We start from the raw sequence: 24,483 nt of genomic DNA, 5'->3' as shown, positions 1-24,483 counted from the left end.
AATGGCGGTCATCATCGATTTGACGAGCGTTCCCCGGAAGCTTTTGGACAGTTTGTCGATAACCGCCGCGTCGAGCGTTCCGCATTTGCCGCCAGATCATCGCATAAGGGCCCCTGTGCATTATTGGGACACAGATTCACGGTAGGCGTTTCGCCGCTGCCTTATCGGCAAGGTTCGACCCCCCTCTGCCTTTCCGCCGCACTGCCTGAACCGGTAGTTCTGACCCGAAGTTGACCTTGGAGCATGGCAACCCAAACGGCCGCAGTGAAGCCCAAGGCGGCGTTCTGACCCGCCGCCACGATGGCGTTAGCAAATAATCACCAAGGCGAGTAGAAGTGTCTTTGGCAAGTTCAGAGGACAGCCATGGGCCAGGAGCAGGTTGAGCGCCGGCTGGCGGCCATACTGGCGGCCGACGTTGTTGGCTACAGCCGGCTCGTGGAGGCCAATGAGGAAAGCACGCTGGTCGCGCTTCGCCAGCATCGCCACGAGTTCTTCGATCCAACCGTAGTCAAGCATGGCGGGCGAATCTTCAAGGTGATGGGCGACGGTTTCCTGGTCGAGTTCGGCAGCGTTCTCAACGCGGCGCGTTGCGCGGTTGAAATCCAGCGCGGCATGGTCGAGCGCAACACCGGGGTTCCTGAGGACCGGCACATCAAGTTCCGCATCGGGATCAACCTCGGTGACATCATCGTCGACGGCGACGATTTCTACGGCGACGGCGTCAATATGGCGGCGCGACTCGAGGGGCTGGCGAGGCCAGGAGGCATTGCCTGTTCGGCGGTGGTCCGCGACCAAGTCGGCAACAAGCTCGAATTGGAGTTTCTCGATCAGGGCGAGAAGACGGTCAAGAACATCGCGCAGCCGGTGCATGTCTATTTCGTCAATCTGGGGGCTCCCGCAAACGGCTCCCTCAAGACCGCGTCAGGCGCTCAACCGCGTCCGCGCTCCGATAAGCCGTCGGTGGCGATCCTGCCGTTCGCCAACATGAGCAATGACCCCGAGCAGGAGTTCTTCAGCGATGGCATCACTGAGGACATTATCACCGACCTGTCGAATGTCTCGGGCCTGTTCGTGCTCGGCCGCAACACCGTCTTCACTTACAAAGGCAAGGCGGTGAACCTGGAACGCATCGCCAAGGAACTGGGTGTTGCCTATGTGGTCGAAGGCAGCGTTCGCAAGGCCGGGAACCGGGTGCGGATCAACGCGCAGCTGATCGAAGGGGCGACCGGGGGCCACCTATGGGCCGACCGCTACGACCGCAACCTCACCGACATCTTCGCCGTTCAGGACGAGATCACCCACACTATCGTCGATCAGCTCAAGGTGAAGCTGCTGCCGGAGGAGAAGGAGGCGATCGAGCGGGCGCCAACGGAGAATGTCGAGGCCTATACTCACTATCTCAAGGGCCGCGAGTTGCTCCACACGTCGACAAAATTGTCGTTGACACTTGGCAGGCGAATGTTCGCCAGGGCGGCGGAACTGGACCCGCTCTATGCACGCGCCTATGCCGGCATGGCGAATTGCGATTCGCGTCTTTATTCCAAGCATGGCGTAGCGATTTCGGCCGACGAAATCCTGGCGACCACCGGCAAAGCACTGGCGATCGAACCCAATCTGGCGGAAGCTCATGCTGCGCGGGGATACGCCTTGATGATCGGCAGCCGTCCCGTCGAGGCGGCTTCCTCTTTCGAACAGGCGCTCGCGCTCGATCCCAATTGTTATGAGGCCAACCAGCTGTATGCCGAGTTTTGCGTCACCACGGGCGACTTCGAGCGGGCCGCGCAGCATTACCTCCGCGCGATGGAGATTCGGCCTGACGACTATCAGTCGCCGTTATTCCTCACGAGTGTCTTTCAGTCTCTCGGGCGCCGCGAGGAAGCGGCAAAATATGCGCGGCTCGGAGTGAAGCGAGCCGAGGAGGCCCTCCGGTTGCACCCGGAAAGCTCCAAACCCGCACAGCAGGGTGCCTGTGCGCTCGCGATCCTCGGCGAGCGCGAACGGGCGAAAGAATGGCTGGCGCGCGCACTGGCGATCGATCCTGACGACAACCTCGCCCGCTACAATGCCGCCTGCACATATTCGCTGCTGGGAGAGATCGACCGCTCTATCGATCTGCTCGAGGTTTGCTTGCAGCAGTTTGGAAGCGACATGAAACTATGGTTCAAGAACGATTCCGACCTCGATCCCATCCGCAATCATCCACGCTATCAAAACTTGCTCAAACTCACCGAATAGCGATTGCCGGCGCGAACTGCGCGATACAAGGACCCTTTCCTCTCGGTAGGCCTTCTTGACGGGCGCGACCGTGCCTTCCGAACAGCGCTGGCGTATGGTGGAAATGATTGTCTATTCACGGTGTTGACCCAATCCTGACCTTCCGGGCCCCATTTTCCTTCCAGAAACCGGACATTGGGCTCAACCAGCGTTCGTGACCCAACGTCGTTGTTGTCACGACGCAGACGGAACGGCGCGAAACGGTGCGGAAAAGCGGTTCAACCAAGCCAGGCATTGATTTTGAATCATAGGTCAGAACTGATCCCTTCGCGCTCGCAACTAGCTAAGCTAAGTGTGAAAATTGACATCGACGGCAACGGTGTGGAACGCCTTGGCCGGCGTGGCGGAACTCCTTCCCGCCGCGCCCATCACGCGCAACCAGGTCGACCTTATGCGTCACGACAATGTGGCGGCAATCGACGCGCCGGGCCTGAAGGAACTCGACATCAAGCCGCTGGACATTGACGAGGTGATCCGCTTGATCGAACAGCGCGCGTGACGCAGGCTCGCGCTCGTCTCTCGCTTAGGAAGACCCCACGATCCTATCGGGAACCTATCGCAGCGCGCCAGGTTGCTTGAGCTTGAAGCCAAAGAAAGAAGGAAAAGGAGCTATGGCCAGATGCGATCAATGCGGGAATGATTACGACAAGACTTTCGAAGTGAAGGTGGCCGAGGAAACCTACACCTTCGACAGCTTCGAATGCGCGATCCAGAAACTTGCTCCGACGTGTCCGCATTGCGGATGCCGGATCATCGGACATGGCGTCGAACAGGATGACATCATTTACTGCTGCGCCCATTGCGCCGCGGAGGAAGGTGCGAGCGCGCTGACCGATCGCGCACCTTGATGCCAACGCTTTTGGCCTCCCATCGGAATCGGGGTGTGACCCGGCGCGGAAGCATGATCCCTCCTCTGGTCATGAGCGAAATAAATCAAAGGTTCGTTCACATATAATTTGGGGAGGGTCATGCTCCGGCGCCGGGTCACAGAGCACCGCTGCGTCGAGCCGTCTTTCCGAGACCATTGAACTCGCGCGAGAAATCTTCTGTACTAAGATATGAAATGGAGAATCATCCTGCCGGCGGCATACCTCGCCCCGGCAGCGGGTGTCTGGATCGACTTCGTGAACACCAACCCCGATGGCCTGGCAAATCTCGGTCTGATGTTCGTCGTGCTTCCGATCACCGTCGCGGGCCTGTTTATCGGCTGGCTGGTGGACCAGGAGAGTTTCGTCCTGTTGCCGGACGGCCTCGGCTATTTTGGGGATCATGCGCTTTTCTATGTACCCAGCGTGGCATTGATCGCTCTGGCGCTTTGGCTTCTCGGAAGACGGATCGACCGCATTCGGGGATAGAAGGCGCTTGCGGGCGTCCGGCCGCCGTTACTTGCGTGCCCCAGCGGACCTAAACGGAACCTTGGCGCAGGCCGTTCTCAAGTGAGCTCCCAGGTATCGCCGCATGCGGACGCGCTCGGTATGGACCAGCGGCGAATCTTGCCTCGGGCACAATGAGTGCTGACCATCGGAACACGATGCTCTGTTGCGGGAGGGTGATCAGCCACCACGCTGCTTTTTCTGCGCATGATTTCGCGAGAAGCCCGGGCCCGGATGTTCATGCCGAGCCCGGTCGTGTTGGCTTTATGACGTAAGATCGAGCGCCGGTACGATTCTGTGGTAAGGCAGCCCCGCATCGTCGTTCAGGCGCTTCACGTCTGCATCGGAGACAGCGTCAAACAGGCACATGCAGCGCCCGTCCTCCGGCGCGAAGGTCGAGCGCAGATACCTGATGTCGGTGCCCTTGGACGTCATCTCGGCGGCCTTGCTGATCGCCGCCTTCTGCGCGCCTCCCAGAGCCTCCATGCTGATGCCCTTGAGGTCGCGTTCCACCATATAGACGGTCATTTCCAGATCTCCTCCTTTGGCCCAGTGATCACAGGAGTTGAACGCAACGGCAGGCGAAAGAGAACGACAAGTTTTTTATTGATCGATAGCCGACAGTTATCGATGAAGAGGCTACAATGTCGGCAACGGGATCGAGATCTGCTTCGACACACCCGGGCGCCTCGCTTCTAGGGAAGGGGTGGCTGGTGGCGGTGTTTCGCTTGTCGCCAAGGACGGAACAAGGCATTCCGGTCTCGAACCTCTGGATATCGATCGATTGCTGCAGGAGCTTGACACGGCCGACCTTGTCAAGGTTCCGCTGGCGGCGGATAGCTTCATCGGTCACATTCATATGCGCGCGCGGTCGCCCGAAACGCTGATGGCGTTCTACCTCGGCGTGGTTGGCTTCAAGCCACATATCCAGTCTGCAAGGTTTGGCCTGTTTGACTGCGGCACCGAGGAACGCCCACACATGGTGGCGTTCAACATCTGGGCTCACGACGAGCTGAAGGAGCCACCGCTCGGCGCGGCAGGTCTGGAGCATTTTACCGTCGTGCTTCCCACCCGGGAAAACCTCGCGGCCGCTGCGCGACGTCTCGGCGAGGCGCACGTGCCCTCGCTGCAAACGGAGGGGGCGCTGGACCTCTGCGACCCCGAGGGAAACCGCCTGCGGATGGTGCTCGCAAGCGACTGATCTGACGGCTGTAGGTCCGAACCGGGGGGACAATGGCGATAAGGGTAATTGGAACGGGCTTTGGCCGGACAGGAACGGATTCGATGCGCGAGGCGCTGACGATCCTTGGCTTCGGCCCCTGTCACCACATGTTCGAAGTCATGGCCAATGAAGAGCAGAAGCGGCTTTGGCGTGCGCTGGCGAAGGGCGCGGCACCAGACTGGAACCAGCTGTTTGCGGGCTACGCGTCCTGCATGGACTGGCCTTCGGCGCACTATTGGCGTGATCTGGTTGAATTCTATCCGGACGCCCGGGTCATCTTGACATACCGATCGCCGGAAAGCTGGTGGAAAAGCTTCGAGAAAACGATCCTGGCAGGCATCAGCCAGAGCAAGGATCAGGAGTCGCTGGGCCTTACCTTGATCTCCAGGCAGGTCTTCGGCGGCCTGCCGCACGATCGCGCCAATGCCATAGCCGTCTACGAAGCCAATGTAAGGGCGGTCATTGCGACAGTGCCGCCGGGTCGGCTGCTGGTCCACAATCTGGGAGATGGGTGGACGCCGCTCTGTCGGCATCTCGGTGTGCCAGTACCGGACCAGTCCTATCCCAATCGCAACAACACCAAGGACTTTCAATCGGCCCTTGCAAAGAACTAGCCTGACCGTATGCAATGGGTCAGGTCACGACGATGCTCGCGACGACTGTCAGAACCCGAGTTGGGGTAGCGTCAATTTTTAACAACCCACAACGGCCGCCGTCCCATCAATTTTTAACGACGGTTTTGCGCCGAATGTCCGCCCTTGAGGCGATCTTTGCGATGCCGGATAGCAGACGCTGCCGGCGACCACCCTGGACATCTATTGCGCCAGAAGCAGACATTTCTGATCGCGGGGCAGGCTGCCCGGATGGGTCGCTACTTCGGCATTGGAAGGAGACTTCTGAAGTCCGATCCCTCTCCGCCCCAGATCGGTATTGATGTACCGACACCGGGTAGTCATACTTACGGGGCAAGTGAGGAGAAGCGAGCCGCAATGCGTCTGCTGCCAAATCTGCTCTCCCGTTTTGTAAAAAACGGGCGCCTGACTGTCATATTCGAGGACGGTTTCAGGCAAGCCTTCGGCAGTGGACAGGATGGGCCCGACGTGACGATCCGCCTAGCCGACAAAGCGGTCGAACGCGAGATCTTCTTCAATCCGGAACTGAAGGCGGCCGAAGCCTACATGGATGGCCGCTTGGTGATCGAGAACGGTGGCAAAGCATTTGACCTCTTGTCACTTTTCTCCGTCAACCGCACCGGGTTGGCAGCCCACCCTGTTCAGAAGGCGTTGCGGAAAGTCTGGCGTGCGTTGCGCCGGCGCCAGCAGAACAACAAGCTCGGTCTCGCCGCCAAAAACGTTCAGCATCACTACGACATCCCGACGAAATTTTATGAACTATGGCTTGACGAGACAATGGCCTATTCGTGCGCCTATTACACGGCACCGGACAACAGTCTGCGGCAAGCGCAGATGGACAAGCATCGCCACATTGCCGCGAAGCTCAAGCTAGAGCCGGGCATGCATGTGATGGAAATCGGCTCAGGCTGGGGCGCTCTCGCCATCTACCTCGCCAAATATTGCGACGTGAAGGTCACGGCGATCAACGTTTCGACGGAGCAATTGGCGGCGTCTCGGCTTCGAGCGATCGAGGCGGGGGTCGCTCATCAGATCGATTTTCGCCAGGTCGACTATCGCGAGGTCAGCGGACAGTTCGACCGTGTTGTCTCGATCGGAATGATGGAGCACGTGGGCGTCGTTCATTTCGACAGCTATTTCACGATCATTGGTAGATTGTTGAAGGAGGGCGGCTTCGCATTGGTTCATGCGATCGGACGCATGTCACCGCCTGGTACGACGGCGCCGTTCATCCGCAAGTATATCTTTCCAGGTGGGTATGTGCCGGCTTTGTCAGAGGTGTTTGCCTCGTTGGAGCGCACGGGGATCTGGTGCGCCGACTGCGAAAATTTGCGTCTGCACTATTACTGGACGATCCACGATTGGCGTCTCGGTTATGAGGCCAGGCGCGAGGAGGCAGTCGCCATGATGGGCGAACGCTTCTGCCGTATGTGGGATTTCTATCTGGCGTCGGCCGAACTCGGCTTCCTAAACGGTTCAAATTTTGTCTTCCAGATACTGATCTCGACTCGCCGTGACGATGTCCCAGTCATCCGCGATTATATTGTCGAAGAAGAGCGACGCCTACTGAGCTCGATGCAGACGAGTGCGTAGTTTCGCTATCTACACCAGTGGGCCCGATCCGCTGGTTAGCTCGCCCTGCAGGACTCGGATGACATCATCCCGCCGGTCAATCTTCGTCCGACGGAAGCGCCAGTGCAACCAATCGACAAGTCCGCAGATCAAAGCGGTCGGCCACGAATGACAGCTTTGCGCAGCAATCTCGGCCGTTGGGCACAAATTTTCCTTTGCTTGAAAGCGGACGTTTCTGCTCAAATCCCTTCGCACGGCTTCTAATCGACCATGGTCGTTCGAAGGGGCGGATTGCCGGAGTCTCCGTCTCTCACCGATGACGGTCCACGATCGTCTGAAGCTATCGGCATAAGGTTGCCGCCGCAGTGGGAAGTTCAGCCAGGATTGTCATGTGTCCATGCCCTGGCAACAGCCGTAGCACCGATCCGGGGATCAGTTCCGCGGTATGGTAGCTGTGCGCCTGCGGCACCGCCCGATCGACCTCGCCGTGCAGTATCCAGGCCGGAAGAGAAATGGTGCTGGCGTCGAAGGACCACGGCCGTCCCTGCACGAAAGCATCTTGCGCGTAACCCGCTACGCCTTGCCGAAACGCCTCTTCGACAGTCGAGGCAATCGCTGCACCTGCCTGTTTCTGTGCAAACAATGCATTGTCGGGTTCTGCGAACTCGAAATCGGATTTCGAGTGAAAGCCACTGCCGTCTTCGCCGAACATCTCCACGCACCAGGCAACAGCGCTGGGTTCATCCGCCATGCGCATGAGATGGCTCTCCATCTCGCTAAAGCCTGACCACGCTCCGTTCCAGCCCATGTCAGTCACGCCGGCAAGCGCGACCATCGCCGAAACCCTCCCAGGTTTAAATTCGCGCGCAATAGTGACCCCCTGAGGGGCGGTTTTCGCGTCCAATAGTGACCCCCTCTAAGGCTGCGTGTCAGCCTCCCTTCCTTTGTGCCGGTTGCGGTGTGTTTGGGGGATGATTGGCGTGGACATGATCGGTCAGATTCGGCGCGCCTATTTCGAGCAACGCCGGCCCATCGAATGGGTCGAGGTTCTGACCGGGATCCTGGAGGGGGAGGCAAAGCTGCCACGGCGGGAACGCCGCTCGACGCAGCGTCTGTTCGAGGAGTTGCGCGGTCGCGGCTACGTCGGCGCCCACGACAGCGTGCATCGGTTCGTCAAGGCCTGGCGGGACGAGCGGGCTCGGGTTCCGGCCCAGGCGTTCGTGCCGATGAGCTTTGCCCCCGGGGAAGCTTATCAGTTCGACTGGAGCCACGAGACGATCACGCTCCAGGGTTTGCCGCTGACGATCAAGGCGGCGCACATGAAGCTGTCGCACAGCCGCATGCCGTTCGTGCGCGCCTACTTCCGGGAGACCCAGGAGTTGGTGTTCGACGCCCACGACCAGGCGTTCCGGTTCTATGGCGGGGTGTGCCGGCGCGGCATCTACGACAACATGAAGACGGCGGTGGAGGCGATCTTCGTCGGCAAGGCGCGCCAGTACAACCGCCGCTTTCTGCAGATGTGCTCGCATCACCTGGTCGAGCCGGTGGCGTGCACGCCGGCGTCGGGCTGGGAGAAGGGTCAGGTCGAGAACCAGGTGGGCAACCTGCGCGATCAGCTGTTCCGCCCCAAGCCGCGGGTGAGGAGCCTCGCCGAGTTGAATGCCTGGCTGGAAGACCAGTGCATCGCCTATGCCAAGCGTACCCGACATCCGGAGTTCAAGGACCGCACCATCTGGGACGTGTTCGAGGATGAACGGGCGAGCCTGATGGAACTGCGCGGACCGTTCGACGGCTTCGTCGAGAAGGCGGTACGGGCGACCACAGAGGCGAGTAAGGGCGTGGCGACAACAAGCCGTGCAGCGGCTCATCGGCGAGGTCGGCAGCCTAGCGTCATAGCGGGCGGGTAACATTCTTGGTGAGGCAGACGGTAACAAAATTAGGTGAGGCAACACGACAATCGGCGGCACCGGCACCGGCAAAACCCATCTATGCATCGCCGTCGCTTCCGCCGTCATCCGCACACGCGCCAGAGGGCGGTTCTTCAACCTCGTCGATCTCGTCAACCAGCTTGAGCAGGAGAAGGCCGCCGGCCGCAGTGGGCGCTTGGCCGAGAAGCTGCTGCGCCACGATCTCATCGTCATCGACGAGCTCGGCTATCTGCCGTTCAGCCAGCCTGGCGGCCAGTTGCTGTTCCACCTGATCAGCAAGCTCTATGAAAACACCTCGCTGCTGATCACCACCAACCTCGCCTTCGCCGATTGGCCCCAGGTGTTCGGGGACGCCAAGATGACCACCGCCATGCTCGATCGACTAACCCATCACTGCGACATCATCGAGACCGGCAACACCAGTTGGCGTTTCAAAAACCGCAGCTGACAAAACCCTCCCCGGACCCCCCGGGCCATTCTGCTAATGTGGGGAGATTAACTGCTCCTTGCCGCGAGATCTGTTCATCTACCGGGACCTTCTAGGCTGGTAGATGGGCAGATTTTCTAGGTCGATTCCAGAAAAGAAATCAGGGCGACCCGGCATGCCAACATTTCTGCGTTCCACCACGCCGGGCGGCAAGGCTCTCTGGGTCTCCGCTGAGATTGGCGGGTTATCGGCAGCGCCACAAAAAACTGAAGTACGACGTCGTCACCAGCTGGCAAGCGTTCGACCGCAATCGACCAAACGGACCATCAGAGTAGCGCAAGAACAGGAACCTTTGGCCCTCAATTCACGCACGCATGAACCGCATGCAGATTGCTAAGGTTAGGAACTTGGCCACGTGCTACCATTGGTGGCCTGATTGTGGCGTCCGAAGCAGGCTCAACGGTGCTTGATCGCATATCTCCAGTCCACGGTTGAGATTGGCTTCGCTTCCGGGATTCGAACCGCCATGGCTCCACGCACCCAGTACGCGAAGTGCGGCAATCTATCGATCGCCTATCAGGTCCTTGGTGACGGGCCAATCGATCTTGTCTATGCGCAAGGTTGGGTCTCCCATTTGGAGTATGCATGGGAAAGTCCCGACTATGCGCGGTTCTTCAGGCGTCTCGCCAATTTCTCGCGCTTGATCAGGTTCGATCGTCGGGGCATGGGTCTATCCGATCGAGATGTCGGGCCCGCGACGCTCGAAGAGCGAGTGGATGATATCCGGGCGGTCATGGATGCTGCCGGGTCGGAACGGGCAGCCCTCCTTGGCGTGTCCGAGGGGGGCTACATGGCGGCAATGTTCGCCGCAACTCATCCCGAACGTACAGCCGCGCTTATTCTCTGCGGGAGCTATGCTAGGCAAAGTTGGGCGCCTGACTATCCGTGGGGCATAACGCTAGAGGATCGTGACGCGTGGAACACGCTCATGGAAGAGAATTGGGGTGAGCCTTTTGAGCTCGACCAGGCTGCGCCGAGCATGGCAAAGGATGAGGCGGCGCGCTCATGGTTCGGCGCCTATCTTCGCTATTCCGCAAGTCCGGGTGCAGTTCGAGCGCTCAACGATCTGAGTTTTGAAGTCGATATACGCGGTGTTTTGCCGAGTGTTCAGGTGCCTACTCTAGTGCTGCATCGCAGCGGAGACCGCTGGCATTCTGTCCCCGAAGCCCAATATCTTGCCGATCATATTCCAGGCGCCAAGTTGGTCGTGCTTCCCGGCGACGATCACTTACCGTGGTGGGGTGACCAGGAACGACTGGTAGGTGAAGTGCAGGAGTTCCTGACCGGAACCCGAAATAGTCCGCCCTCCGAGCGGGTCCTCCTGACCGTGCTCGTGACCGATATTGTTGGATCAACCGAAAAGCTCGCGGCAATCGGAGACCTCAAATGGAAGGAGACTCTGCAAGCGCATGACGGTGTCGTGCGACGAGAGCTGAAGAACTTCGGTGGCCAGGAAGTCAACCGCACGGGCGATGGCTTCGTTTTGGCTTTCACCGGGCCAACCCGGGCTATCCAGTGCGCGCGGGCAATCATACAGGAACTGTCGCGTCTCGGCCTCACCATGCGCGCTGGACTGCATACCGGTGAATGCGAGCGGCGCGAGACCGATCTGAGTGGGCTCGCGGTGCATGTTGCGTCACGCATCTGCAGCAATGCGTCGCCGGGCAGTATCCTGGTGTCCAATACGGTCAAAGACCTGGTTGTCGGCTCGGGGATCGGGTTCATTGACCAAGGCATGTACTCGTTAAAGGGGGTGCCTGGTGAATGGTCGCTTTTCGCCGTCGTTGAATAAGCCGCAGACTTCCGAGACGCGGTTGGTGGCTACGGTTATTCACTATGCACCATCCAATCTCGATCTCTGCTCGTACCTAGATGTCGCTTGGCAGTTAAACGGGGTCTTCCTCAAATTGTGTGGTGCTGCTCATACTTGCCGCCATATCCGCACGTTTGGACCGTTTGAAGCACGCATCGTGCGTCGCGCGGTCGCTGAACCGCTCAGAATATCCACTTTGGGGCTCTGTTTCGGGCCATCACACAATTTGAGGAAGCCCCCGGTTAACTGCCAAGTGACATCCTCCGGCCGAATTGCGTGCTTATGAAGGAGATTCTAAAGCGAAGCGATCGCTATCGAGCAGCGTCACGTCAAGGCTCGATGATCTCGCGCCACAGCGCAAATGAATCGCGGCTCGGGCAATCGTCTGTCGGAAACCGCTATGGTTCCGCCACTGTCCAATCCGTCGCTAAGGTCTGCTCGCGCGTTTATGTCGATGGAACGACCGGCCGATTGTGGCCAGTAATGATACGGCGGAAGAGCCACAGAATGACCGGGCAAACGAGGAGCATGGCGGCCCCGAAGTCGAGCGCGGCGCTCGCGCCGCCCATCGACGTGGAGAGCTTTCCTCCGATCGCCACTCCAACCGGGCTCCAGGCATAGAAAACCGTGTAGAATATTCCCATTCCGATCGACCGCGTCTTCCGCTCGAGCACAAGCGCAGACAGGCTGATGATCGCACCGGCGGGCAGGCCGCAAACGATCCCAAGGGCAACGACGATGGGAAGCACCGCGTCGCTTCGCGATAGGAGTAGTGCCAGCAGCGCGAAGGCGATACAGCCTGTGATGACCACGGCGTCGCCGCGTTTGGTCTGATCAGCGAGGAAGCCCCCGAAAGGAACCGAAAGCACGGCGAGCCAGAGCACGATACTGATCGTTGATCCAGCTGCAGTGCTGGACCAGCCTCGCTCAACGAGCATCGATGGTCCGAAACTGAAGATCATCGCAAAACCGATATTGTAGAGACACCAGATCGAGCCGGCGACAATCACGGCATAGATCGTTTTTGTGGTCAGACTGCCGCGCTCGCCTTCAACGGAGACGGGCGCATCTGGCGCGCGATAGACAAAAGCGATCAAGCCGAGCCCGATCAGGATCAACCCTGCGACAGCAAGGTTGACGGCATAGAGCCCGAACGTCTCTCCAATCGCTGGCAACAGCATGAGCGCGATTGCGATGCCAGCCGGCCACGAGTTGACGAAGATAGCCATCGCGGTGGCAATTTCCCGACCAGTAAACCAGTCGGCGACCATCTTGGTCATCAGAACGCTCAAGAGAATACCACCAGTGCCGGCAATCAGTCGGCCTGCGATCTGCATGCTCCATGACGCCGACGCGGTCATCAATATTTCGCCTGCCAGCATCATCAGAGCCCAGCGAGGACCGTGGCCTTGTCGCCATACCGGCGGCCGATCGTGCCACCTGGCAAGGCAAGCAGGACGCCCGGTGCAAAATAGAGCCCGATAAGGATACCGATATCGGCCAAGCTCGCACCGAGACTTTGGCTAACCTGTGGCGCGACGGCCGCTACGCTCTCAAACTGAAAGGCGAAGGCGGCACGAGCGACAAACAGGGCAGCAAGAATGGTCCAGCGGCTTCGCATTCGGATCTTCCCCAGTACCGTGAACTATGCCGTCGGCTTTGGGATAGAAAAATTGGTCGATCGTATTTGTTTTGAGCGCTACGAAGCGTGCGCAATTTTACCATAGGCGTCATGCGCCCGGTCCTCGCCCTCGTTATTTAGCATAGACACCCCCGGCCTAAAAGCCGAGCTCCATTGCTCGACGTCTGAAAGGCGGCACAGATGCTTCGCCATTTATTGACGCGACGCGCTTTATTCAGGGGCGCTCGCATCACGGTTGCATAGATTTCCGCCTGTTGAGCGGGGCTGCGAAGGCGCTTGCGCCGCCATATCAGATAAGCCTAATATAAATCATGATCTGGCCATTGAGCGGACGCGGCGGCGCACTCCAGTTGGCGCTATTCATCCGGCGAATTTGTCGAACACGCAAAAAAGGGAGGACGAGATGAGACTGGTTAGGTCGTTTGCATTTGCTGCTGCGCTGCTTCTTTCGTCTGCATTGTCTGCGGCCGCCCAGTCGGCTCGCGAGGACATCGAAGCGGCACTGACGAAATTCACGGACGCCTTCAACAGCGGAAATGCGGCGGCGGTGGGTCAAATGTATACCGAGGATGCCGCTGTGCTGCCGCCCGACGGTAAACGCGTCGATGGCCGCAAGGGCGTGGAAGAATTCTGGCAAGGAGCGATCAAAGGCGGGATGAAGAATCTCACCCTGAAGGCGCTGGAAGTGGAAGAGAGTGCGAACCTCGCCTACGAAGTTGGCGCATTTACGCTCGATGTGCCGAGCAACGGCGGCGCCCTCTCGACCGTTGCGGGCAAGTACATCGTCATCTGGAAAAAGGGCGACGACGGGACATGGCGCCTGCATCGGGACATCTGGAACTTAGGTGCGGCCCAATAGGGATTGATGTCCAGGCCCTCATCGACCGCCCTTGGCGATGAGTACGACTATAGGGGTCAGAACAAGAACTGTTCCCGGTGACACGCTAAGGCCGAACAGAATTTGAACGCGAGCGCCGGAGGCGTCAGGGCCAACTTTCGGGCCTCAGAAAGCCTTCCATCTGCTAAAGTTCTGTCGATATCGGGATCGGAATCGATGGGCAAGCGTCTGCAATCGGCGCTATGACGCGGCCTTCGCCGGCGATACGAATACAGCCAGCTCTCACACCAATCCCACCCGGAAATCCTCCAGAACCTGAGCCAGTCCCGGCGCGCCGAGAAGCGTCACAACACGTTTCGGCTGAAGTTTTTCTGTGGCCCGATCGTAGATGGCGAGATTGATCGCGCCGTTGAGGCGCGAGGGATACATGATTCCATCCGGCTTGGACGGGTGCTCGTAAAACACCACCGACCACCGGCGCGCCAGGTTCTGGCGCTGCGCCCGAACGACATCAGTCGGCACACCCATTCTGACGGCGTTGTCGCCTCTGAAGTCGACAAGTCGAAGGTCTGCCGTGGTCGTGATCTCCGCATAGCGCCGTTGTGTCAGCTCTGACTCATCGATCGGAAGATCGTCGACAACTCCTTCGCGCCGGTCACGAAGCACAGCTTCGAGGAAACACACCTTGAGGGAATCCCCAAGGTAAAGAACGCCAAAACGATTGGTAGCAGCACGTCGCCGAGGATCGCTAAAGCGGCTCGGCGACTTCCCGTAGCCTAGCGGATCGGGATAGGTGCTCCAGTAGATCCGCCCGAATGTCTGCCCCGGCGGTATGGTCTCGATTTCGAGCTTTGCGCGCCCGAAATCAGGTGGAGGTGGCACGCCCGGCATTCAGTCGAAATCGCCCCGGGCCACACCTTCCGCAGCGGCCAGCACCGACGCATCGTCGCCCTGCTGAAGGGCCCGAAGACCTGTTCGTCCATCGAGCGCACCGTGGCGCGATACCAGAAACCGGTAGACCGCCCAGGCACTATTGCCCAACGTCGCATGGAGCGCCGGCAGTGCTCCGAACGGCCGACCGTCCTTGTCGAGCTGCCAGACAGGAAAGCGGAAGCCGCGCTTGGCGCCATCGATCCCGAGCACCTGCCCGCTCTGCCGCTTGGCGTTGACCGTCACCCGCGACGTGCCGATCAACTTGGCGAAGGCTTCCGCGCTCAGCATGTCGTCGCCGGCGACAATCTCGGCGACACGCTTGCGGCCACGCTCGCGCGCTTCGGCAAGGGCCGCTTCGAGTTCAGTGTCAGGCTTGCCCGTGTCCTCGACGGGAAACATGTCATCTGAAGCGCTCGGCTGTTCCTCGACCGGCGTGATCGTCTGCGCGCCGGCGGCCGGATCGACCTCTACCCGGAACGATACGCGATGGCCGATCTTGCGGCTGCGTGCGATCGCTTCCTGATAGCGCTCGAGCAACACCTTCTTGAAATGGGCCTGTGCTGGCAGTTTGGTGGTGAAGCTCAGGGTGGCGACTCCCGCATGCGACGCGGCCTCGCTATGATTGCTTCGCTTTGGAACGGCCATGACGGTAACCTCCTGTTTCCCCCAATGTGGAGACGGATCGCAAGTTCGTCAAGTTCGATAATTTCGTCAAGTTGGAGCGTCCTTACTGCCAATCGCCGCAAATCACACAATCCCCCACGCCCGGGCGGAGTCGGCAGTGCCTGCCGAGGCTTGGGCAGCATATAAACGTCAAGGGCGGCTCGATCTACGACCTGCTGCAGGGATCCACTAATATAGACCAAGGAAAAATCCGAGTGAGGCTGCTGACGTTTGCAGCGCTATGTCGTATAGCCGGCGCGCGGGATTTTGTCGTAGCATTGTGATGAACTGTTCCGATCCCCAGTCCGCGGGAATCACTATCTACGGCGCCACCGGCTACACAGGCCGTCTGATCGCGCGGCACGCTGTGACGCTGGGACTTCAACCTACGCTGGCTGGCCGGAATGAAGAGCGGGTTGCGAAGCTGGCCAGCGAGTTGAACTGTCCTTCGCTAACGTTCCCCGTCGCCTCGGCCAGCCAATTGACCGATTGCCTGCGCGGCTTCTCAACGGTGCTGAACTGTGCCGGCCCGTTCTCGCAGACCGCCGGACCCATGATGGAAGCGTGTATTGCTGCCGGGGCCAACTATCTGGACATCACCGGCGAGATCGACGTCATCGAACGCGCTGCGTCATTGAGTGACCGGGCGAAGCAAGCTGGCGTGGCATTGATTCCGGCCGTGGGATTCGATGTCGTCCCCAGCGATTGTCTGGCCGCCATGCTCGCCCAGCGCTTACCCGGCGCGCAGCGACTCGAATTGGCATTCACCGCCTTGGGCGGCATGAGCCCGGGCACTACCAAAACGATGATCCAGGCACTCCCATCAGGTGGCCGCGCCCGCATCAACGGCGTAATTCGCCGAGTTCCCACCGCCTGGAAGACGATGGAGGTGCCGTTTCGCCACGGCAAGCTGATGGCCATGTCGATTCCGTGGGGCGACGTCGCCAGCGCCTATTACTCGACCGGAATTCCCAACATCGAGGTCTATACCTCGGCGCCGCCCACGCAAATCGCTCGCCTGCGTCGAATCCGCTTCGCCCTACCCTTGCTCGGTATTTGGCCGTTGAAAACCCTGGCCATGGAGTGGGTCGACCGCAACGTGAAGGGACCCTCGGACGAAGTCCGCGCCACAGGGCGCTCGTCTTTGTGGGGGCGAGTCACGGACGCATCGGGCAAGTCCGTTTCGGCGACCCTTGAAACGCTCAGCGGGTATCATCTCACTGCGCTGACGGCCGTCGCGGCATTACAACTTTCGATTGCGCGCCAGGTGCCATGCGGCTTTGCGACCGCTAGCCAAGCGTTTGGCCGCGAGTTTATCCTCAACTTCCCTGACACCGACATCCAGTGGGCCGCCTGAGCAAAAACGGAAAGGCGCGCTATCTCCCGACCCCTCCCTGAGAAGGCACACCCGCTCCGGCAGCGTCGATCGGCAGCACCTACACATACCTGTCGGTGACGCGGCTTCCCGAAGTCGCGGGCTCGACCAGCATCGACTTCCGGTGGCGCCCGTTCAACGTCCGCCGCGTCATGGTCCAGCAGAACAACGTCCCGTTCAAGGACAAGCCGGTGAAGGTCGCCTATATGTGGCGCGACGTCGAACGGCGCGCGCAGCGCTACGGGCTCACGCCGAAACTCCCCGCGCCTTACCCGCTGCCGGCCTCGTGCTCGCCAGCCAGGTCTCCATGCTCGTGAGCGCGAGGGCTGGGCCGAGCACAGCGACGGGCTTGCCTGGACAGCCGGCGGTCACCTTTCGGATGCCCTAAGGCTCCGCGCCGCCTCATCGAGTGCCAGCGGATCGTCACCGAGGCGGTCGATGAGGTCTTGAGCTTGGTCGCCGGTGATGCCTGTTCTCATCGCCAGCGCTTCCGCAGCCTCAACATCCGATTGACCAGCGGCGCGCTTGCCTTTCTTCGCTCGGCTTTGGGTCTGCGCGGGAGCTGGTACGTCGGCACCAGAGATTGCCGGTGGACGAGCACCAAGCGAGCGGTCTTCGTTCTCGATTTCAAAGGTCGCCTGATTCCAATGGCGCTCGTGCAGACCGTGCGCCCGGCCTTCTCGTTCCCAGATCTCATATGCACGGCGCCGAATACATTCGTGTTTGTCGTCTGACATAGTCGTTCCTCCCGTGGGTGTTCACCCAACGCGAAGGAGCGTCGGAACGATCCGACCCTACACGCCGATTTCGGACAAAAGAGGCACAAAACCCGGAAGGCTGGCTTCCGGGGGACCTACGCAGCGGCCGGCCGATGATCCCGAGTATTTCGTCCTGTGGACCTGCTTATTGCGCGATCCGACTTTCCCCCATACGAAGGCGGAATAGCAATAGGAGCTGATGAATGACCGAAGAGAACAATCGCCAGAACGCGGAATTGATGGAATTGACCGCGGATATTGTCGCGGCGTTTGTCCAAAATAACGCAGTACCCGTAGCAGGCCTGCCCGATCTGATTTCTTCGGTGAACTCGGCTCTTGTTAGCTTAGTCAAGCAAGCTGTAGTTGAGCAGCCAACACAGACCCCGGCGGTCAATCCGAAAAAATCTGTATTTCCTGACCACATCATTTCCTTGGAAGACGGGCGCAAGTTCAAGTCGATGAAACGGCACTTGGGCTTGCTTGGCATGACGCCTGACGAGTATCGAGCCAAATGGGGGTTGGCGCGGGACTATCCTATGGTGGCGCCAAGCTACGCTGCACAACGGTCAGAACTGGCAAAAGCTAGTGGGTTGGGACGTAAGGTGAGTGCGAAAATGCCCACAAACAAGAAGGCGCCGACCAAGAAGGCACCAGCCAAGCGGGTGAAGGCCTAAGAAGACCCTGCCTCAGGCAAGCGGACCTATGCAAAGCCAACCAGTTTGCGGCGAGTGTATTGCCAGTGATCCGGTCGATACGAATTCCGGCTCAACGAGCCTCAGGGCCATTGCAACGACGCTGAACAACCGTGGCATCCGCACAGCCCCCGGTAGGCAGTGGCAGGTTTCCAATATCCGCAACGTGCTCAAGCCAACCAGCCAGGCTTTTATAGAGGGGATTAACGACGGAATTGGCCCGGCGCTCTCTTCGCGAGCATTTGTTCAATTCCTTCCTTGGTCGGCGGAATTTTACGCTCGTGCGGAAACTCCCCGGCGGCGATGTAGGCCTCTTCCGCGAGAGTTGAGACGCGTCCCAGAACAGCATTTCGGTGGGGGTGCCGCCCAAACTTGGCGACGACGTCGCGAGCCAGCCGGTTTTGGTCTTCTACAACGCGGTAACTCACACGAAGGTGCTCGGGTGCCGTTTCAACCAACGCCTTTGCCAACGACAAGCTGCGCTCCATGCGCTCAAGGTGATCCGGTCCTTCGCAATGCGCATTGGCGATCAGGCAAAACGCCTTTTCCCAGACATGAGGCAGGGCGTCGTAATGTCCGTTCTTAAGCCCATCGAGAACCAGCCTCGTAGCTTTGATGTCCTGTGCGAAAGCCGCCGGCGTCCCGCGCCAGACCGAACGGGAAAACTGATCAAGCGCAATGACGAGAGCGAGCCGGCCACGCGGCGTTTCGACCCAATGGTCGAGTTGACCCTTTGCGGCAGCTTCCGTCAGGTTCGAGTAGCGCTCGCGGATCGCAACGTCGGCCCCGCCACGCATCCGCCACTTCCAGAAAGCGCTATGCGTGTCAAAGTCGGTTTCATGTCCGTCAGTCGGAAACCAGAAGTTTAGTACTGTGTCCGGTTCAGCGGACGCCCAATCCAGCGACTGCATTTTTGCACTCCCAGATCCCCCACACGTACCAGGATACTTTACAGCAAAGATCTGCACCACGACAGCCGCCACACAGACGGCCCCGGTGCGCCTCTGGGATCGCGAGGATCGACGCCATTTCACTGTCGGTCACACACTCGCTACCACCGAAGGCGACGGAGGCTGTGATGTCGGAGAATCTGCTCCACTGGCACGCGCGCGAGTTGCGACAGTAAAGCTCGACGGCGGTTGGGACGTGCAATATCCGCAAGTGACGCTTAGTCACACGTTCCTCAAGCGACGCCCTAAGCCTTGCCCAGATGCTTCGGCCAAAATTCCTGATGTACTTCGGCGGCTTCATCTTCGAGGTTGGTCGGCCCAACCACAATGACAACGCGCGCGCCGGTTTGCAGCACCGCTCGGCTCGGCACATTCAACCCGATCCCAGCGATCTCGCCAAGCCGCGTTTCGGAGCACGCAAACACCATACGCCCGATACCCGACCAGTAAATCGCCCCGGAGCACATCGCGCACGGCTCAGTGCTGGTGTAGAGCGTGCAGTCGGCGAGAAATGCAGGGTCATAGTGCTGTGCCGCCAGCTTAACCAAGTTCATCTCGGCGTGGTTCGTCATATCGTGGCCGGTGAAGACGCTGTTTTCGGCGCGCAGGATGACTTTGTCCTCCCTTACCAATACCGAGCCAAACGGTTCGTCGCCGTTTGCCATCGCGGATTTCGAGAGCGCAATCGCCTCGCGCAGAAACGGCTCGTGATTTTCCATGAGAACCCCCAAGAGAGTTAGAGCGGGATGGTTGTACTTGGCTCGATCCGGCACCGCCGGCTGAGGAGTTGAAATCGCGGATCGAGGACGCTTCTATCGTTTAGGTGCGGTTGGCAGTCAGTCTGTCTCTCCAGGCTGAGGCCCGTCGTACCCGGTGACAATTGCCAAATCGAAAATCGCCTGGCCCTCGCGCAGGACCTTTGCTTGCGCATATTCGGGCGAGCGATAGCACTCAATCGCTGCGTCATAAGTCGGAAACTCGATGACGACGACACGGGATCTGGGACTACCCTCTGCGCTTTCCCTCTGCCCACCGCGCGTTAGGAAACGCGCACCGTGTTTGCGAACGCCTTCGCATTTTCGGCAACGTAAGCCTTATAGCCTTCGGGGTCGGATACGTCGGCAAACGCGACCCAATAGCCTTTGGTCATCTTTGCGTGTCTCCTCGTTGGATCAACCATGGAATAACTGGCAGAGAACCGATCGGGCTGTTTGGCACTGCGTGATTGGAGCGGAGAACCACGTCACTTAGGCTGCAAGTTTTGTGGCCGCATGTTTGACCTCATTGTCGCTATGCGGGCCCGGCAACCGCTCAAAGCCGAAAGGCTGGGAACCGCGCCCTTCCTCGGCCTTCCGCGACATCCGAACGGCTCGTAACCTTCCCCATCATCGCGCTGCCGATATTGCCTCGCAGCCGCAAGCCGCACAATTGTCATGCCAGTGCAAAGCGATCATGCCCGCAGTGTTTAGCGCCGAGTTCGTACCGCCCGTCGGCTCAGTCTATTGGGCGGAGACGATGCGCCGGGCGAGCTCCAGTGAGGAACGCTCCGAGTCAGTTGCCGCAGCCTGCTCCATGAGATGCTTCGCGTGCGAGCGGGCTTTCTCCATGTTGTTTGCCTTCACGGCGGCCTCGATTGCCCCGGCCAGCGCGCGATAGCGGTTCGGCTCTTTGCCAAGGACGGCCTCGTACTCGATGAGCGCCTTTTCGGCGCGGTCCTGCTCGAGCAGGATATCGGCCAAGATTTCGCGCGCAGGCAAGATCGGCCCCGGCGTCACCACATGCTTCTGGGTAGCATCCTCGCGCGCGGCGGCCTTGCTCAAGGCATCGATGCAACCCTGGGCGGGGTCCTCGGCGCATAGCGCGAGGGCACCGACGATGTCGGCCTGAATATTGACCTGCTCAACCCAGTAGTCGGGGCCGGTCGCGTCTCGCAGCTTCTCCAGCCGCGCCTGCTGCTCCCTCGCCGCCTCGGCGTCGCCAGAGCGGGCCGCACCGACGCCCCGCGCGAAGGCGTTGATCGCCTCGGCATGCGGGTATTTCTCCCACGGGTAGTCTCCGGCGGCGGGCTTGAGGTCCAGGTCCTTCGCACCCGCCCAGTCACCCCGCTCAAGCGAGACACGGGCTGGCATCGCAGCGTAGGCAAATGCTGTGGCGAAATGATCGACCTGGTTGGCGGCGAAGGCTTCATTCATCGCCTCCTTAGCCGCGCCATCCTGAGCAAGTTGCAGGTGCGCGTAGACCTTGTAGTCGTAGGCATGGTGGGTGTTGAGACTTTTGCCGCCGTCCACTTTCGCCGACTCACGGTTCGAGTCGATTGAAGCCTGCCACTGACCGACGCGGGTGAAGATGTGCGACGGCATATGCAGGGCATGCGTAGCGTCTGGCGCGATTTTCGCGTAGCTGCTTGCGGCCTTCAGGCCTTGTTCAGCAAGCGGCGGATAATCGTAGGTGTGGATCAGGTAGTGAGCCACACCGGGGTGGTCGGGGTGCTTGGCGAAAAGCGGCTCAAGGATCTTAGCCGCGCGCATCTGATTGGAATAGGTCTGGTCGGTCGGGTCGAAGTTGGCCGATGTGATCAGTGCGTGGAGGATTGAAGCCTCTGTGTCTTCGGGGTTAGCGGCGGCAACTTCGCCCATTGCATCTTCAAACAAGCGGACCCGCGCCCGGTGGTCGAGCGTGTCGCGATCGCGCACGAATGCCTCCAGCGCGGCGACGTAAGCTTCCTCGCGAGCATCGTGCAAGCCGGCTTCGCGAGCATCCTCCAGGGCAACGGCTATATCGCCGAGCTTCTCCGGCGTCAGACTTCCTGGCCAGAGGAAGGGATTATCGAGCATTACCATGGCACGACCCCAGTGAGCCATGCCACAGTTCGGGTCGGCATCGGAAACGGCCTTGAATGCCTCCATCGCCTGGGACCAGGCAAAGGAATGATAGAGCGCCATGCTGCGGGTGAAGCCCTCTTGCGCGGCGGCATCGCAACTGATGGAGAAGTTGACAGTCCCTAGCCGGTCGCCGGTGGCATGGACATCGTCGGCTGCGGCGGGAATCCCCGACCCGAGGTTGGCGGCAGTAAGGGCGACCAGACAGGTTCCGCTTATGGCTACGAAAGAATGTCGCATAACGATCCTCCTGAGCAATGGCCCGGGCCGATAGGCACTACTGCGCCATCGGCTTACGGTGCCGGTAATCCGGACTGTCCGGTCGGCAAATTCTCGCGCACGCGGTTCGGGTTTCGCCAGGCAAATATGTAGAATACGATCTCGGTAACGAGCCCGAGGGCACAGGTTCCCCCGCCCAACGATACCTGCGCCAAACCTGACGGTAATCGTATTCCGTCGGTAAATTTTGGCCCGAGCATCGCCGACATGCCTAAGCCGACTGGATGCGGCAGCGAGGTAGGTACCGGAGTCCAAAGTCCAGCGGCGGTTAGGGTAGGCATTTAGCTATCCCCCAATGATCCTTTTTAGGACGAGCTAATTAAATAGGCAATGATAAACGAAGCAAAGGCGACTGGATTAGCAGCACCAGGGCCGAGTTGGTTTGTAGGAAATCGATGAGGTCCTGCATCTTTCCCATCCTTTCAATTCCTCGGCAGCTTGTGAATCTCCAGCCGAACCGGCCCGCCCCTGTCGCAACTCGTACAGAGCAGCGCCCTCTCGACCGTGCTGAACAGCGCGTCCTTGCCGTACCGTCTGATGAGGGCCGGCGCCTTTACCTCAGCATGGTGCGAGCAATTTCTGCACCAGGCGCGTAACGTGTGCCATTCGCGGAGATCGCCTAGGGATACGTCCAACCCGGCATGTATGCTGCCCTCCACTATGGTCTGCGGCGGCACTGTCGGCTCGCCGGGCGTGGTGATCTTCTCCATTACATGCCGGCTGTTGTAGTGGATCAGGAGCATGCCCGGTCGACGCCGGATGGCGGTTTGCCATGCCGCTTGGCTGATAAATGAGTCCGGCGACCGACAAATCGTCTCGACAAGCGCCTTCTCCTCTCGGTCCCAAACCTCGATCCGGAAATTGTCTTCCGCCGTGTTTGCCATGGCTAGGGTCGCGCCTTGTGCCAGCCACGAGAAAAGCCATTCGAGACTGCTGCCCGCGACAAGGCAAGCTCGCGCTCGAGTTCGGCATTCCGAACGAGCACGTTCAGCAGGGCAATCACGGCATCGCCACCTGCCGCAGCTATGGCCTGCTGGGCAACCAGTTCCAATTCAGACATAGCTTCGCCGGCCGGCGCGTTGCGGCGCTTTCCCATAGCCCTTCCTGCTCAGATGCATCTGAATAAGGAACATATTCCTCGCCAGTCAAGACGGTCTTGACAAATTTGTTCTCATTTTGTTCACTAGAGGCGAGATAGCCGCAGGAGGCAGTCATGGACCTGCTTTTGAAACTCAGGGGAGCATCAGCGGAGGAAATGAAGCGTGGCGTTGATGCTGCGAAGGCTGTGCTTGATCGCGCTGGGTTAACGGCCGAGCAAGCCGCTGGCGCTGCATTTGAACTTGAGGGCTGGGATATCGATGGCTTTCCTGAAGACCGCACACCGTCGGACGCCGTGTTCGAAGCCAACTCCGTCTGGGGTGATGCTCACCAAGCGGCCCTTGGAGCGTGTTGCGCGGACTGGCCAGCTGACAAAAAGCCCGTAGCGGTTGAATTAGAGTTGCTGATCGACCCCGAGGCGCAGCTTGCGGATCGGGACACGGCTTTGGCAAAGCTTCGTGCCATCGTCGAAGCCAAAGATGGCCACGGCCACGCAAGCAACAAACTTTTAATTTTGGCGTACCGGGTTGCTGAAGAACTCGAAAATGCTCGGGATCTCGTATCGGATGTGACTGTCGCTTATACGAGGTTTGCTCACTCCGGCTTCTACCCTGACGAGCCAATCGAGCCGAAGCGGAAAGCTGTGCTCGATGCCATCGACGCGCTTGAGAAGGCGACCGAGAAACCAACCTCGCGCTGATCGATGCGCAGCCGTGGCCCGTCGCCTGCCAGGATCGATCGCGAATGGCCGCACCAGGTCGCGCTGCCTGATGACCTATGCACCGGACACAGCTTCGCGTTGATCCGCGAATTTTGCAAAGAGCGTGGGTTGAGCCCAATGAGAAGGCAAGTACAGGCGATATGGCCAGACCACAGCTATGAAAGCTGGCGGCTCTACTGCTTCGCCGATGAGGCGTCCGCACAAGTGTTCCTTGACCACTTCGGAGGCGTGATGTTCGATCCCAAGCGCGATCGGGAAAATGGCAACGCATGTGGAGTCTGGCGCCGGACGGGCGTGTACAAGAGAATTCTCGATCTCGGGCCGCTGAGCGTCCCCGAGATCCTGCGCAACTGA

27 protein-coding genes and 4 pseudogenes are annotated in these 24,483 nt (G+C 59.7%); 17 read left to right on the top strand and 14 right to left on the bottom strand.

What is annotated here, in order from left to right; translation table 11 throughout:
- Nucleotides 1-363: 363 nt before the first annotated feature.
- The 4 genes from IQ26_RS26240 (at nucleotide 364) to IQ26_RS26225 (ending at nucleotide 3,629) form a co-directional block, all read left to right on the top strand.
- Nucleotides 364-2,235 carry an adenylate/guanylate cyclase domain-containing protein gene (locus tag IQ26_RS26240; RefSeq protein ID WP_145721281.1) on the top strand — a complete coding sequence of 624 codons (1,872 nt, stop codon included), beginning with the start codon at nucleotides 364-366 and terminating at the stop codon, nucleotides 2,233-2,235.
- 340 nt (nucleotides 2,236-2,575) lie between these two features.
- The gene (locus IQ26_RS26235; protein ID WP_145721280.1) at nucleotides 2,576-2,773 is read left to right on the top strand and encodes a hypothetical protein; all 198 of its coding nucleotides are present in this window, start codon (nucleotides 2,576-2,578) and stop codon (nucleotides 2,771-2,773) included.
- 82 nt (nucleotides 2,774-2,855) lie between these two features.
- Nucleotides 2,856-3,122 carry a hypothetical protein gene (locus tag IQ26_RS26230; protein WP_240547242.1) on the top strand — a complete coding sequence of 89 codons (267 nt, stop codon included), beginning with the start codon at nucleotides 2,856-2,858 and terminating at the stop codon, nucleotides 3,120-3,122.
- A 210-nt stretch (nucleotides 3,123-3,332) separates the two neighbouring features.
- On the top strand, nucleotides 3,333-3,629 hold the full coding sequence (locus IQ26_RS26225; RefSeq protein WP_145721279.1) for a hypothetical protein: 297 nt from the start codon (nucleotides 3,333-3,335) through the stop codon (nucleotides 3,627-3,629).
- Nucleotides 3,630-3,911: 282 nt separating this feature from the next.
- Here IQ26_RS26225 and IQ26_RS26220 read toward each other — a convergent pair whose 3' ends face one another.
- Nucleotides 3,912-4,175 (bottom strand): DUF4242 domain-containing protein, encoded by a 264-nt coding sequence (locus IQ26_RS26220; RefSeq protein ID WP_145721278.1) that lies wholly within the window; start codon nucleotides 4,173-4,175, stop codon nucleotides 3,912-3,914.
- Nucleotides 4,176-4,431: 256 nt separating this feature from the next.
- Here IQ26_RS26220 and IQ26_RS26215 point away from each other — a divergent pair, with 256 nt between their 5' ends.
- The 3 genes from IQ26_RS26215 to IQ26_RS26205 all read left to right on the top strand — a co-directional run bounded on the left by IQ26_RS26215 (nucleotide 4,432) and on the right by IQ26_RS26205 (nucleotide 7,094).
- Nucleotides 4,432-4,848, top strand: a complete 417-nt coding sequence (locus IQ26_RS26215) for a VOC family protein (protein WP_240547241.1) — start codon at nucleotides 4,432-4,434, stop codon at nucleotides 4,846-4,848.
- A gap of 32 nt (nucleotides 4,849-4,880) precedes the next feature.
- Nucleotides 4,881-5,483, top strand: a complete 603-nt coding sequence (locus IQ26_RS26210) for a sulfotransferase family protein (RefSeq protein WP_145721276.1) — start codon at nucleotides 4,881-4,883, stop codon at nucleotides 5,481-5,483.
- Between the two features lie 375 nt (nucleotides 5,484-5,858).
- The gene (locus IQ26_RS26205; RefSeq protein ID WP_145721318.1) at nucleotides 5,859-7,094 is read left to right on the top strand and encodes an SAM-dependent methyltransferase; all 1,236 of its coding nucleotides are present in this window, start codon (nucleotides 5,859-5,861) and stop codon (nucleotides 7,092-7,094) included.
- A gap of 319 nt (nucleotides 7,095-7,413) precedes the next feature.
- On the opposite strand, the gene IQ26_RS26200 is transcribed toward IQ26_RS26205, so the two are convergent.
- Nucleotides 7,414-7,908: an alpha/beta fold hydrolase gene (locus IQ26_RS26200; protein WP_145721275.1), complete on the bottom strand. Its 495-nt coding sequence runs from the start codon at nucleotides 7,906-7,908 to the stop codon at nucleotides 7,414-7,416.
- 136 nt (nucleotides 7,909-8,044) lie between these two features.
- Here IQ26_RS26200 and istA point away from each other — a divergent pair.
- The 3 genes and pseudogenes from istA to IQ26_RS26185 all read left to right on the top strand — a co-directional run.
- Nucleotides 8,045-8,896 (top strand): annotated as a pseudogene (istA, locus tag IQ26_RS26195) (IS21 family transposase); the annotation flags it as partial.
- A gap of 133 nt (nucleotides 8,897-9,029) precedes the next feature.
- Nucleotides 9,030-9,449, top strand: a pseudogene (locus tag IQ26_RS26190) (ATP-binding protein); the annotation flags it as partial.
- 445 nt (nucleotides 9,450-9,894) lie between these two features.
- Complete coding sequence (locus tag IQ26_RS26185) at nucleotides 9,895-11,280, top strand: adenylate/guanylate cyclase domain-containing protein (protein ID WP_240547239.1); 1,386 nt, start codon at nucleotides 9,895-9,897, stop codon at nucleotides 11,278-11,280.
- A 467-nt stretch (nucleotides 11,281-11,747) separates the two neighbouring features.
- On the opposite strand, the gene IQ26_RS26180 is transcribed toward IQ26_RS26185, so the two are convergent.
- Together IQ26_RS26180 and IQ26_RS40565 are read right to left on the bottom strand one after the other, a co-directional pair.
- Nucleotides 11,748-12,662, bottom strand: coding sequence for an MFS transporter (locus IQ26_RS26180; RefSeq protein ID WP_240547238.1), 915 nt, complete (start codon nucleotides 12,660-12,662; stop codon nucleotides 11,748-11,750).
- 23 nt (nucleotides 12,663-12,685) lie between these two features.
- Nucleotides 12,686-12,922, bottom strand: coding sequence for an MFS transporter (locus IQ26_RS40565; RefSeq protein ID WP_240547237.1), 237 nt, complete (start codon nucleotides 12,920-12,922; stop codon nucleotides 12,686-12,688).
- 424 nt (nucleotides 12,923-13,346) lie between these two features.
- Between IQ26_RS40565 and IQ26_RS26175 the strand changes: the two genes are divergently transcribed.
- Entirely contained in the window at nucleotides 13,347-13,802 is a 456-nt protein-coding gene (locus IQ26_RS26175; RefSeq protein WP_145721274.1) for a YybH family protein, read from the top strand.
- A gap of 261 nt (nucleotides 13,803-14,063) precedes the next feature.
- Here IQ26_RS26175 and IQ26_RS26170 read toward each other — a convergent pair whose 3' ends face one another.
- Both IQ26_RS26170 and IQ26_RS26165 read right to left on the bottom strand, forming a co-directional pair.
- Nucleotides 14,064-14,672 (bottom strand): RES family NAD+ phosphorylase, encoded by a 609-nt coding sequence (locus IQ26_RS26170; RefSeq protein WP_145721273.1) that lies wholly within the window; start codon nucleotides 14,670-14,672, stop codon nucleotides 14,064-14,066.
- Nucleotides 14,673-15,359 carry an XRE family transcriptional regulator gene (locus IQ26_RS26165; RefSeq protein WP_145721272.1) on the bottom strand — a complete coding sequence of 229 codons (687 nt, stop codon included), beginning with the start codon at nucleotides 15,357-15,359 and terminating at the stop codon, nucleotides 14,673-14,675.
- A 301-nt stretch (nucleotides 15,360-15,660) separates the two neighbouring features.
- Here IQ26_RS26165 and IQ26_RS26160 point away from each other — a divergent pair, with 301 nt between their 5' ends.
- Both IQ26_RS26160 and IQ26_RS26155 read left to right on the top strand, forming a co-directional pair.
- Entirely contained in the window at nucleotides 15,661-16,734 is a 1,074-nt protein-coding gene (locus IQ26_RS26160; protein ID WP_162458078.1) for a saccharopine dehydrogenase family protein, read from the top strand.
- A gap of 68 nt (nucleotides 16,735-16,802) precedes the next feature.
- A complete protein-coding gene (locus tag IQ26_RS26155; protein WP_145721270.1) occupies nucleotides 16,803-17,069 on the top strand; it encodes a DsbA family protein in 267 nt (88 codons plus the stop codon).
- 51 nt (nucleotides 17,070-17,120) lie between these two features.
- On the opposite strand, the gene IQ26_RS26150 is transcribed toward IQ26_RS26155, so the two are convergent.
- Nucleotides 17,121-17,489 carry a DUF2934 domain-containing protein gene (locus IQ26_RS26150; RefSeq protein WP_145721269.1) on the bottom strand — a complete coding sequence of 123 codons (369 nt, stop codon included), beginning with the start codon at nucleotides 17,487-17,489 and terminating at the stop codon, nucleotides 17,121-17,123.
- A gap of 224 nt (nucleotides 17,490-17,713) precedes the next feature.
- On the opposite strand from IQ26_RS26150, the gene IQ26_RS26145 reads away from it, so the two are divergent.
- Together IQ26_RS26145 and IQ26_RS41595 are read left to right on the top strand one after the other, a co-directional pair.
- A complete protein-coding gene (locus IQ26_RS26145; protein WP_145721268.1) occupies nucleotides 17,714-18,184 on the top strand; it encodes a Ros/MucR family transcriptional regulator in 471 nt (156 codons plus the stop codon).
- 28 nt (nucleotides 18,185-18,212) lie between these two features.
- Nucleotides 18,213-18,332: pseudogene (locus IQ26_RS41595) on the top strand (hypothetical protein); the annotation flags it as partial.
- Between the two features lie 73 nt (nucleotides 18,333-18,405).
- Here the strand turns inward: IQ26_RS41595 and IQ26_RS26140 are convergent.
- The 7 genes and pseudogenes from IQ26_RS26140 to IQ26_RS26115 form a co-directional block, all read right to left on the bottom strand.
- Nucleotides 18,406-19,113 carry a DUF924 family protein gene (locus IQ26_RS26140; protein WP_145721267.1) on the bottom strand — a complete coding sequence of 236 codons (708 nt, stop codon included), beginning with the start codon at nucleotides 19,111-19,113 and terminating at the stop codon, nucleotides 18,406-18,408.
- Between the two features lie 284 nt (nucleotides 19,114-19,397).
- Nucleotides 19,398-19,871: a nucleoside deaminase gene (locus IQ26_RS26135; protein ID WP_145721266.1), complete on the bottom strand. Its 474-nt coding sequence runs from the start codon at nucleotides 19,869-19,871 to the stop codon at nucleotides 19,398-19,400.
- Nucleotides 19,872-19,988: 117 nt separating this feature from the next.
- A pseudogene (locus IQ26_RS41590) lies at nucleotides 19,989-20,159 on the bottom strand (DUF1330 domain-containing protein); the annotation flags it as partial.
- Between the two features lie 32 nt (nucleotides 20,160-20,191).
- Nucleotides 20,192-20,302 carry a DUF1330 domain-containing protein gene (locus tag IQ26_RS41585; RefSeq protein ID WP_407660255.1) on the bottom strand — a complete coding sequence of 37 codons (111 nt, stop codon included), beginning with the start codon at nucleotides 20,300-20,302 and terminating at the stop codon, nucleotides 20,192-20,194.
- 349 nt (nucleotides 20,303-20,651) lie between these two features.
- Nucleotides 20,652-22,271, bottom strand: coding sequence for a hypothetical protein (locus tag IQ26_RS26125; protein WP_240547236.1), 1,620 nt, complete (start codon nucleotides 22,269-22,271; stop codon nucleotides 20,652-20,654).
- Nucleotides 22,272-22,732: 461 nt separating this feature from the next.
- On the bottom strand, nucleotides 22,733-23,194 hold the full coding sequence (locus IQ26_RS26120; RefSeq protein WP_145721265.1) for a hypothetical protein: 462 nt from the start codon (nucleotides 23,192-23,194) through the stop codon (nucleotides 22,733-22,735).
- Between the two features lie 2 nt (nucleotides 23,195-23,196).
- Nucleotides 23,197-23,406 (bottom strand): hypothetical protein, encoded by a 210-nt coding sequence (locus IQ26_RS26115; RefSeq protein ID WP_145721264.1) that lies wholly within the window; start codon nucleotides 23,404-23,406, stop codon nucleotides 23,197-23,199.
- A 117-nt stretch (nucleotides 23,407-23,523) separates the two neighbouring features.
- Between IQ26_RS26115 and IQ26_RS26110 the strand changes: the two genes are divergently transcribed.
- Entirely contained in the window at nucleotides 23,524-24,108 is a 585-nt protein-coding gene (locus tag IQ26_RS26110) for a hypothetical protein (protein WP_145721263.1), read from the top strand.
- Between the two features lie 3 nt (nucleotides 24,109-24,111).
- Nucleotides 24,112-24,483, top strand: a complete 372-nt coding sequence (locus IQ26_RS26105) for a hypothetical protein (RefSeq protein ID WP_145721262.1) — start codon at nucleotides 24,112-24,114, stop codon at nucleotides 24,481-24,483.

Source organism: Mesorhizobium tianshanense, assembly GCF_007830515.1.
GTDB classification, from domain to species: Bacteria; Pseudomonadota; Alphaproteobacteria; order Rhizobiales; family Rhizobiaceae; genus Mesorhizobium; species Mesorhizobium tianshanense.
The sequence above is the reverse complement of the archived record's forward strand: the minus strand, read 5'-3'. Positions and strand labels throughout refer to the sequence as shown.

Coding starts and splice junctions, on each gene's coding strand:
- IQ26_RS26240 (WP_145721281.1), top strand. CDS start 364: ATGGGCCAGGAGCAGGTTGAGCGCCGGCTGGCGGCCATACTGGCGGCC.
- IQ26_RS26225 (WP_145721279.1), top strand. CDS start 3,333: ATGAAATGGAGAATCATCCTGCCGGCGGCATACCTCGCCCCGGCAGCG.
- IQ26_RS26220 (WP_145721278.1), bottom strand. CDS start 4,175: ATGACCGTCTATATGGTGGAACGCGACCTCAAGGGCATCAGCATGGAG.
- IQ26_RS26210 (WP_145721276.1), top strand. CDS start 4,881: ATGGCGATAAGGGTAATTGGAACGGGCTTTGGCCGGACAGGAACGGAT.
- IQ26_RS26205 (WP_145721318.1), top strand. CDS start 5,859: ATGCGTCTGCTGCCAAATCTGCTCTCCCGTTTTGTAAAAAACGGGCGC.
- IQ26_RS26200 (WP_145721275.1), bottom strand. CDS start 7,908: ATGGTCGCGCTTGCCGGCGTGACTGACATGGGCTGGAACGGAGCGTGG.
- IQ26_RS26180 (WP_240547238.1), bottom strand. CDS start 12,662: ATGACCGCGTCGGCGTCATGGAGCATGCAGATCGCAGGCCGACTGATT.
- IQ26_RS40565 (WP_240547237.1), bottom strand. CDS start 12,922: ATGCGAAGCCGCTGGACCATTCTTGCTGCCCTGTTTGTCGCTCGTGCC.
- IQ26_RS26175 (WP_145721274.1), top strand. CDS start 13,347: ATGAGACTGGTTAGGTCGTTTGCATTTGCTGCTGCGCTGCTTCTTTCG.
- IQ26_RS26170 (WP_145721273.1), bottom strand. CDS start 14,672: ATGCCGGGCGTGCCACCTCCACCTGATTTCGGGCGCGCAAAGCTCGAA.
- IQ26_RS26165 (WP_145721272.1), bottom strand. CDS start 15,359: ATGGCCGTTCCAAAGCGAAGCAATCATAGCGAGGCCGCGTCGCATGCG.
- IQ26_RS26160 (WP_162458078.1), top strand. CDS start 15,661: ATGAACTGTTCCGATCCCCAGTCCGCGGGAATCACTATCTACGGCGCC.
- IQ26_RS26150 (WP_145721269.1), bottom strand. CDS start 17,489: ATGTCAGACGACAAACACGAATGTATTCGGCGCCGTGCATATGAGATC.
- IQ26_RS26145 (WP_145721268.1), top strand. CDS start 17,714: ATGACCGAAGAGAACAATCGCCAGAACGCGGAATTGATGGAATTGACC.
- IQ26_RS26140 (WP_145721267.1), bottom strand. CDS start 19,113: ATGCAGTCGCTGGATTGGGCGTCCGCTGAACCGGACACAGTACTAAAC.
- IQ26_RS26135 (WP_145721266.1), bottom strand. CDS start 19,871: ATGGAAAATCACGAGCCGTTTCTGCGCGAGGCGATTGCGCTCTCGAAA.
- IQ26_RS41585 (WP_407660255.1), bottom strand. CDS start 20,302: ATGACCAAAGGCTATTGGGTCGCGTTTGCCGACGTATCCGACCCCGAA.
- IQ26_RS26125 (WP_240547236.1), bottom strand. CDS start 22,271: ATGCGACATTCTTTCGTAGCCATAAGCGGAACCTGTCTGGTCGCCCTT.
- IQ26_RS26120 (WP_145721265.1), bottom strand. CDS start 23,194: ATGGCAAACACGGCGGAAGACAATTTCCGGATCGAGGTTTGGGACCGA.
- IQ26_RS26115 (WP_145721264.1), bottom strand. CDS start 23,406: ATGGGAAAGCGCCGCAACGCGCCGGCCGGCGAAGCTATGTCTGAATTG.
- IQ26_RS26110 (WP_145721263.1), top strand. CDS start 23,524: ATGGACCTGCTTTTGAAACTCAGGGGAGCATCAGCGGAGGAAATGAAG.
- IQ26_RS26105 (WP_145721262.1), top strand. CDS start 24,112: ATGCGCAGCCGTGGCCCGTCGCCTGCCAGGATCGATCGCGAATGGCCG.